General features: G+C 71.0%; 8 protein-coding genes. 1 reads left to right on the top strand and 7 read right to left on the bottom strand.

Translation table 11 applies throughout. The features are described 5' to 3' along the window. The 7 genes from dctP to AB7U92_RS17010 all read right to left on the bottom strand — a co-directional run. Positions 1 to 666: TRAP transporter substrate-binding protein DctP (dctP, locus tag AB7U92_RS17040; RefSeq protein WP_428579454.1), on the bottom strand; the 666-nt coding region annotated here is incomplete at its 3' end. 22 nt (positions 667 to 688) lie between these two features. After that, a complete protein-coding gene (locus tag AB7U92_RS17035; RefSeq protein ID WP_428579451.1) occupies positions 689 to 1981 on the bottom strand; it encodes a TRAP transporter large permease in 1293 nt (430 codons plus the stop codon). A gap of 16 nt (positions 1982 to 1997) precedes the next feature. After that, a complete protein-coding gene (locus AB7U92_RS17030; RefSeq protein ID WP_428579449.1) occupies positions 1998 to 2504 on the bottom strand; it encodes a TRAP transporter small permease in 507 nt (168 codons plus the stop codon). A gap of 8 nt (positions 2505 to 2512) precedes the next feature. Then, the gene (locus tag AB7U92_RS17025; protein ID WP_428579447.1) at positions 2513 to 3487 is read right to left on the bottom strand and encodes a TRAP transporter substrate-binding protein; all 975 of its coding nucleotides are present in this window, start codon (positions 3485 to 3487) and stop codon (positions 2513 to 2515) included. 41 nt (positions 3488 to 3528) lie between these two features. Then, complete coding sequence (locus tag AB7U92_RS17020; protein ID WP_428579444.1) at positions 3529 to 4329, bottom strand: putative hydro-lyase; 801 nt, start codon at positions 4327 to 4329, stop codon at positions 3529 to 3531. A gap of 49 nt (positions 4330 to 4378) precedes the next feature. Then, entirely contained in the window at positions 4379 to 6154 is a 1776-nt protein-coding gene (locus tag AB7U92_RS17015) for a diguanylate cyclase (RefSeq protein ID WP_428579442.1), read from the bottom strand. Continuing rightward, positions 6151 to 7116: a LysR family transcriptional regulator gene (locus tag AB7U92_RS17010; RefSeq protein ID WP_428579439.1), complete on the bottom strand. Its 966-nt coding sequence runs from the start codon at positions 7114 to 7116 to the stop codon at positions 6151 to 6153. Before AB7U92_RS17010 ends, AB7U92_RS17015 begins: the two co-directional genes overlap by 4 nt. Positions 7117 to 7233: 117 nt before the next feature. Here AB7U92_RS17010 and AB7U92_RS17005 point away from each other — a divergent pair. Continuing rightward, positions 7234 to 8150, top strand: a 917-nt coding sequence (locus tag AB7U92_RS17005; RefSeq protein ID WP_428579437.1) for a TRAP transporter substrate-binding protein, incomplete at its 3' end; no start/stop codon positions are given.

The raw sequence follows: 8150 nt of genomic DNA, 5'->3' as shown, positions 1-8150 counted from the left end.
CTCGTAGAAGAACTTCAGGGCGTCCCAGACACGGTTCTCGACGCCGGTGACGGCCGAGGTGATCATCGCGTCGATGCGCCCTTCTGCCACCGCGCGGCCGACATCGACCATCGCCACGTCCACCGGCACGGCGCCCAGCAGTTCGGCGATGCGCACGGTGGTGGCGTTGTAGGTGCGCATGCGCAGGCCTCGCAGGTCCTGCACCGAGGCGACCGGCCGGACGCAGTACAGCCCCTGCGGCGGCCAGGGCACGGCGAACAGCAATTGCAGCCCGCGCGCCGCGAAGGCCGGCGCCACCAGTGGCCGCTGGTATTGCCACAGGCGCTGCGCGTCGTCGTAGTGGCGGGTGACGAAGGGCACGGCATCGGCGCCGGCGATCGGCATTTCCTTCGCCAGGCCGGTCATGATCACCTCGCCCAGCTCGGCCCGGCCCTCGCGTACGGCGGCTGGGATCTGCGCCAGCGGCGCCAGGCTGCCGTTGGCCTGCAGCTCGATGCGCAGCGCACCGCCGGTGGACTGCTCGAGCTGCCGCGCCCAGGCCTGCAGGTTCTGGGCGTGGAAGGACTCGGCGCGGTAGCCGGTGGCCAGCCGCCAGGCAGGCGCGGCCCGGGCGCCGGTGGTCAGCAGCACGCCTGCCGCGCCCTGCAGCATGGTTCGTCTGAGCATGGTGTTTCCTCCGGCCGCGGCGCTACATGCGCGACGGCATCCAGGTGGCGATGCCGGGCACGAACCACAGCAGCAGCACGAAACCGAGCATCAGCAGGAACAGCGGCGTCGAGCGCCGCGCAATCCAGGTGATGTCGCGCCGTGTCAGGCCCTGCAGCACGAAGAGGTTGAAGCCCACCGGCGGCGTGATCTGCGCCAGCTCGACGACGAGCACGACGAAGATGCCGAACCAGATCAGGTCGAAGCCGGCCTTCTGCACCGTCGGCATCAGCACCGCCATCGTCAGCACCACCATCGAGATGCCGTCGAGGAAGCAGCCCAGCACGATGAAGAACACCACCAGCATCAGCATCAGCGCGAAAGGGCTGAGGTTCAGGCTGCCGATGAACTCGGCCAGGTGGCGCGGCAGGCCGATGAAGCCCATCGCCAGCGTCAGGAAGGCGGCACCGGCCAGGATCAACCCGATCATGCAGTACACGCGCGTGGCCGCCGCCAGCCCCTCGCGCAGTGCCTTCCAGCTCAGCGAGCCCTCCACGGCCGCCAGGCCCAGCGAGCCGGCCACGCCCAGCGCGGCGGCTTCGGTGGCCGTGGCCACGCCGGTGTAGATGGAGCCGAGCACCAGCGCGATCAGCGTGACCACCGGAATCAGGTGGCGCGACTCGCGCAGCCGCGCTGCCAGCGGCAGCGGCGCATCGGCTGGCGGCACCTGCTGCGGGTGGCGAAGCGCCCAGACCACGATGTAGCCCATGAACAGCAGCGCCAGCAGGATGCCCGGCAGCACGCCGGCGATGAACAGCTTGGCGATCGAGACATTGGCCGCCACGCCGTAGACGATCATGATGATCGAGGGCGGGATCAGCAGGCCCAGCGTGCCGGCGCCGGCCAGCGTGCCCACCGCCATGCCGTCCGGGTAGCCGCGCCGCTTCAGCTCGGGCAGGGTGATCTTGCCGATGGTCGCGCAGGTGGCCGCACTCGAGCCCGACACCGCCGCGAAGACGGCGCAGCCGATGACGTTGGTGTGCAGCAGCCGCCCGGGCAGCCGGTCGATCCACGGCGCGAGGCCGCGGAACATGCTCTCCGACAGCCGCGTGCGGAACAGGATCTCGCCCATCCACAGGAACAGCGGCAGCGCGGTCAGCGTCCAGCTCGAGGTGGAGCCCCAGATCGTCAGCATCATGCTGTCGCCCACCGGGCGCTGGGTGAACAGCTCCATCGCCACCACGGCCACGCCGAGCAGCGCGAGCCCGATCCACAGCCCCGAGCCCAGCACGGCCAGCAGCAGCACGATCAGGAAGACGGTGATCAGCAGGTCCACGCGCGTGCTCCGGGTGTCACTCGATGTGGGCCGCTTCGTCGGCCGGCCGCTCGGCGAAGTACGGCTGCGCCGTCCAGCGCGCCCACATCGCCTCGGCCAGCGACAACGCGAAGCCGGCGCAGCCCAGCGCCATCGCGAGCTGCGGGATCCACAGCGGCGTCGCATCGGCCGACGACGACACGTCGTGCATCTCGTGCGACAGCCACACCAGCCGCACCGCATAGACCGCCATGTACAGGGCCAGCGCCAGGCCGGCCGCCAGCGACCACCACTCCAGCACCGCGCGGCCGCGCGGCCCGAGCTTCTCGAGCAGCAGCGTCACGCGGATGTGCTCCTGGCGGCGCAGCGTCTGCGGCAGCGCGAGAAACAGTGCGGCGGCGATCGCATAGCCGGCGTAGGCATCGAGGCCGGGGATGTCCCAGCCGGCCAGGCGGGCAAGCACGCCCAGCCCGACGCAGACGAAGGCGGCGACCATCGCGAACGCGGCGAGCCCGGCCAGGATGCGGTCGACGGCGGCGCTCACGGCGAGGCTCACTTGGAGTACGCGTCGATGATCGCCTGGCCTTCGGCACCGGCCTGCTTGAGCCACTCGGCGGTCATCGTCGCGCCGATCTTGCGCAGCTCGCGCGACAGCGCTTCGCTCGGCGCGGCCACCTTCATGCCCCTGGCAGCGAGTTCCTTCAGGTACTCGTCGTTCTTGCGCTCGCTGGTGGCCCAGCCACGCGCCTCGGCGGCGGCGGCGGCCTTGAGCAGGGCATCCTGGGTCGGCTTGTCCAGCGCGTCGAAGGCCTTGCGGTTGACCACCACGGCGTTCTTCGGCAGCCACGCATTGACGCTGTAGAAGTGCTTGACGCTCTCGTACAGCTTCATCTCGACGCCGCTGGCGCTGGAGGTCAGGAAGTTTTCCACCGTGCCGGTGGCCAGCGCCTGCGACAGCTCGGCCAGCTGGATGGTGGTGGGCTGCGCGCCAGCCAGCTGCGCGATGCGCGAGGTGGCCGGGTTGTAGGCGCGCATCTTGGTGCCCTTGAGGTCTGCGACGGTGTCGACCGGCTTGCTGCTGTACAGGCTCTGGCCTGGCCAGGGGGAGACGAACAGCAGCTTCATGCCCTGCGCGGCGAGCAGCTTGTCGATGGCCGGGCGCGACGCCTCGGACAGGCGCTTCGCGGCCGGGTAGCTGTCGGCCAGGAAGGGAATCGAATCGACGCCGAACAGCGGGTTCTCGTTGGCCGCGCCGGAGAGGATGAACTCGCCGGCCTGCGTCTGGCCGCTCTGCACCGCGCGCTTGATCTCGTTGGCCTTGTACAGCGAGCCGTTCGGGTGCAGCACGATCTTCAGCTTGCCGCCGGTGGCCTGCGCCACCTCGGTGGCGAACTGCTGCACGTTCTCGGTCTGGAAGCTGCTTGCGGCATAGCCGGTGGGCAGATCCCACTGGGTCTGGGCGTGGGCGCCGGCGGCGAACAGGGCGCCGGAGAGCGCGCAAGCGAAGGCGAAGGCGAGACGTTTCATCGAGGACTCTCCCGTGGTGGATGGAGCGGAGGGAATGGGCTTCAGAAGCTGGCCAGCTGATGGTTCAGCAGGTCGGTGATCAGCATCGCGCCGGGCGCGTGGGTGATGCAGAAGTCGGGGCGGGCCTGCGCGATGGCCGCCTGCGGCGTCACGCCGCAGGCCCAGAACACCGGCAGTTCCCCCGGCAGCACCTCGACCGCATCGCCGTAGTCGGGCCGCATCAGATCGCGGATGCCGATCTGTGCCGGCTCGCCCAGGTGCACCGGCGCGCCGTGCACGTCGGGGAATCGCGAGGTGATCTGCACCGCGCGGATCGCCGCGGCCGGCGCCAGCGGGCGCATCGTCACCACCAGCGGCCCGGCGAAGGGGCCGGCCGGCTCGGTGGCGATCGAGGTGCGGAACATCGCCACGTTGAGCCCCTGGTCGACATGGCGCAGCCGGATGCCCTCGTCGCGCAAGGCCTGCTCGAACGAGAAGGAGCAGCCGAGCACGAAGGTGACGAGATCGTCGCGCCACAACGCGGCGACGTCGGTCGGCTCGTCGACCAGCTCGCCGTGGCGCCACACGCGGTAACGAGGCACGTCGCTGCGGATGTCGATGTCCGCGCCGAGCTTCGGCAGCGCGTGCTCGCCGGGTCCGGCCACCGCCAGCAGCGGGCAGGGCTTGGGATTGCGCTGGCAGTACAGGAGGAAGTCGTCGGCCCAGCGCTTGGGCAGGATCACCACGTTGCCCTGCACGTGACGCTCGGCCACCCCGCTGGTGTGCGAGGTCCAGCGTCCGGACCGGATCAGCGCGCGGGCCTGGGCCGGGGTGGCGTCGTGGATGTCGTTCGGCGCTTGCATGCGGCGCATTCTGTTGCCGCGATGGACACCGGACAAACGAGATTTTTTTCTAAGTCCTGATCGATTTCATCGATGAACCGGGGTCCACCCGGACGCAGGCCCGGCCGGCACCCTTGGCTTCGTACAGCGCGGCGTCGGCCCGCTCGAGCAGCAGCTCGAGCCCCTCGGCAGCGTCGGCCGCGGAGCTCACGCCCGCCGAGAAGCTGACCGAGAAGCTGTTGCCGTGCGCATCGCCGAAGCGCAGCGCCACGAAGCGCGGCAGCAGCTGCTCGATGCGTGCCGCCGCCTGCGCGGCGTCGGCGCCGGGCATCAGCAGCACGAACTCCTCGCCGCCGTAGCGGCAGACGATGTCCTCGGCGCGCGTCTCGCGCCGCGCCAGCTCGGCGAAGGCGCGCAGCACGCGGTCGCCGGCCTCGTGGCCATGGCGGTCGTTGACCTGCTTGAAGTGGTCGAGGTCGACGAGAGCCACCGCCAGCGGCTCGCCACGGCGGCGCAGCAGGGACAGCAGCGCCGCGCCGGCCTCGAACAGGTGGCGGCGATTGTGCAGCCCGGTCAGCGGGTCTTCCAGCGCCTGCGCGCGAAGCTGTCGCTGCAGCCGCTCGTTCTCCGCCACCTGGGCCTGCAGCGAGGCGTTGAGCGCCTCCAGCCGGGCGGCCAGCTGCTGGGCACTGTCGCGCTCCCACTCGGCCTGGCGCAATCGGTGCGAGATCTGCAGGCTGAGCTGGCGCGAGCGCGCCGCGCGGCCGAGCAGCAGCTCGTGCTTGGCAAAGGCCTCGCCGAGCAGCTCGAAGGCCAGTTCGTAGCGGCCGACCTCGCCGGCGGCCTGCGCCGCCACGCGCAGCAGGTTGACACGATCGACGGCCACGGTCCCGGCTTCGCCATCCTGCTCGAGCATGGCGCGCCGGGCGACGCAGATCTCCAGCGCCTCCCGGGCCCGACCGCGCGCCAGCAGGATGCGGGCGCCGAGCCAGACGCGTGCCGTGTCCAGCTCGTTGCTCAGCGGATCGACGTGCGCCTCGCCGCCGAGCGCCGCTTCCGCCTCGTCGACCAGCCCGTTGTCGAGCAGGGCCTGCGCGATCTCCTCATCCCGGTGCAGCGCGGGCAGGTCGTCGGGCCGGATCCGCCCGATCAATTGATCGCGGGCCACCGCCAGCGCCTGCTCGGGCCGACCCATCAGGCACAGGCACTGCACCAGGTTGCCCGCCGCATAGATGATCTGCCGGCGCGATCCGAGCCGCAGCGCCCCGGCCAGGCACTCCTCCAGCAGCGGCGCCGCGTCCTCGAGGTTGTGCAGGTCGGACTGGTAGGAACCGAGGTTGTTCAGCGCATTCACGAGCAGGCTGTCGTGGCCGCTGCGGCGAGCCAGCGCCAGCGCCTGGTAGAACAGGTCGAGCGCGCCGTCGTCGTCGCCGCGCATCGACACCACGATGCCCAGCGCAGCGGCCGTCAGGTAGGCATCGACCGGCGCACGCTGGTCCGAGCGCTCGTGCAACGGACGCAGCAGCGCCTCGGCATCGGCGAGTCGCTCCTCGCGCCGGTGCCCAAGCGCGCGGGCGTGCTGCAGCAGGTCGGCCACGCGCGCGTCGCCGTCGGAGACGCCGAGCAGCCCCTGCGCCGCCTCCAGGCGCCGCAGGCCCTGTTCGACGGTCCCTTCCCGGAACTCGAACAGGGCCAGCACGGCCTGGGCGAACGCCTGCTGGACGGCATCGGCGTCGGGCAGGCCCAGCACGCGGGCGGCCAGGGCCGCCGCGCCGGCGCCGTCGGCGATCAGGGTCGCCAGCGCGCGCTCGTTCAGGAGGTCGGGGGACTCGGATGCGGTGCTCATGGCTCGGACGGGGCCCGCCGGCGCGGCGCGCCCCCCTGTCGGTTATCGGCACGGCGGGCGCGCCATGCAGCCCTGGGCGCAGCCGGTGCGGCGCCGGAGAAGGCCAGCACGGCTTCGATGACCTCGGCCGGCACGCCGCTGCTCGGGTCGTGCCGGTAGCTCAGGTGCACCGGCAGCGGGGTCAGCGCCGCCTCGCAGGCCAGCGGCTTGAGCGGCAGCCGTTCGGCCAGCCGCTGCGCCGCGGCGCGCGGCAGTGTGGCCACGCCGAAACCGCCCTCGACGAGCTGAACCATCGCCGAGATCGACGAGATGGTGTGCACGCGCGGCGGCTCCAGGCCGGCACGGCGGAACAGGTCGAGCAGGGCCACGTGCGGCTGCGAGCCGCGCTGGAAGGTCAGCAGCTCCAGCGCGGCCAGGTCGGCCAGCGCATAGCGGCGCCTGCGGTGCAGTTCGCGATGACCGACGAAGACCATCTCCATCGGCGGCAGCGCCCGGCTGCGCAGGCCGTCGCCGGCCGCCGGCAGCGCCGCGAAGGCCAGGTCCAGCGTGCCGCGCCGCACCTGCTCGACGAGCACCGGCGTGGTTTCCACCGTCAGCTCGAGCTCGAAGCCCGGCTGGGTCTGGCGCATGTGCTGCACCCACTCGATCAGCCACGAGTGCAGCACCGACTCGATCGCGCCCAGGCGCAGCGACAGCGCACGCGCCGTGGCGGAGCCCATCTCCGACTTGATCTCGCGCTGCATCGCCAGCAGCCGTTCAGCGTAGACGAGGAAGCGCGAGCCGGCCACGGTCAGGCGGATCTGGCGGTCGCGGCGGTCGAGCAGCAGCGCGCCCAGTTCCTCCTCCAGCGCGGCGATGCGGCTGGACATCGCCGACTGGGTGATGAACAGCTTCTCTGCCGCGCGCGACATGCTCTTGAGCGAGGCCACCCAGTAGAAGGCCTCGACGAAGCGCAGGTTCACTCGGTGTCTCCCTTGGTGCATCGGCCCGGCACGGGCATTGCTGGTGCCGGGAAGTCACGCAGACGGTCGCCAGCCTGCCGCGCGTATTCTCCAGCCTTCTTCTCACCGGGAGACCCCATGTCCTTGCGAACCCTCCTCGCCGCCGCCGCGCTCGTCGCCGCGGGCCCCGCCCTGGCCCAGACCAAGTGGGACCTGCCGGCTGCCTACCCGGCCACGAACTTCCACTCCGAGAACCTGGTGCAGTTCGCTGCCGACGTCGACAAGGCCAGCGGCGGCAAGCTGAAGATCACCGTGCACCCGAACGCCTCGCTGTTCAAGGCGCCCGAGATCAAGCGCGCCGTCCAGGGTGGCCAGGCGCAGATCGGCGAGATCCTGCTGGTGAACTTCGCCAACGAGTGGCCGATCTTCGGCGCCGACGGCCTGCCCTTCCTGGCGGTCAGCTACGACGCCTCGATGAAGCTGTACAAGGCGCAGAAGCCGCTGCTCGAGAAGAAGCTCGGCGAGCAGGGCATGATGCTGCTGTACTCGGTGGCCTGGCCGCCGCAGGGCATCTACACCAAGAAGCCGGTGGCCAGCGCGGCCGACCTCAAGGGCATCAAGTGGCGCGCCTACAGCCCGGCCACCGCGCGCATCGCCGAGCTGGTCAGCGCGCAACCGGTGACGGTGCAGGCCGCCGAGTTCGCGCAGGCGCTGGCCACCGGCGTCGTCGAAAGCACGATGACCTCGGGCGCCACCGGCGTCGACAGCAAGCTCTACGAGCACCTGAAGTACTACTACGACACCCAGGCCTGGCTGCCGAAGAATGCGGTGATCGTCAACAAGGCCGCCTTCGACGCGCTCGACAAGCCGACCCAGGCCGCCGTGCTGAAGGCCGCCGCCGACGCCGAGGCGCGCGGCTGGGCCGCCAGCCAGAAGGTCAACACCGACACGCTCGAGAAGCTCAAGGCCAACGGCATGCAGGTGCTGCCGCCCTCGGCGCAGCTCAAGACCGACCTGCAGAAGGTCGGCGAGACCATGCTGAAGGAATGGCTCGA

The sequence above is a fragment of the Piscinibacter sp. genome, assembly GCF_050175855.1.
In the GTDB taxonomy this organism is placed as follows: Bacteria; Pseudomonadota; Gammaproteobacteria; order Burkholderiales; family Burkholderiaceae_C; genus Piscinibacter.
This window is presented reverse-complemented; position numbering and strand designations above follow the sequence as displayed.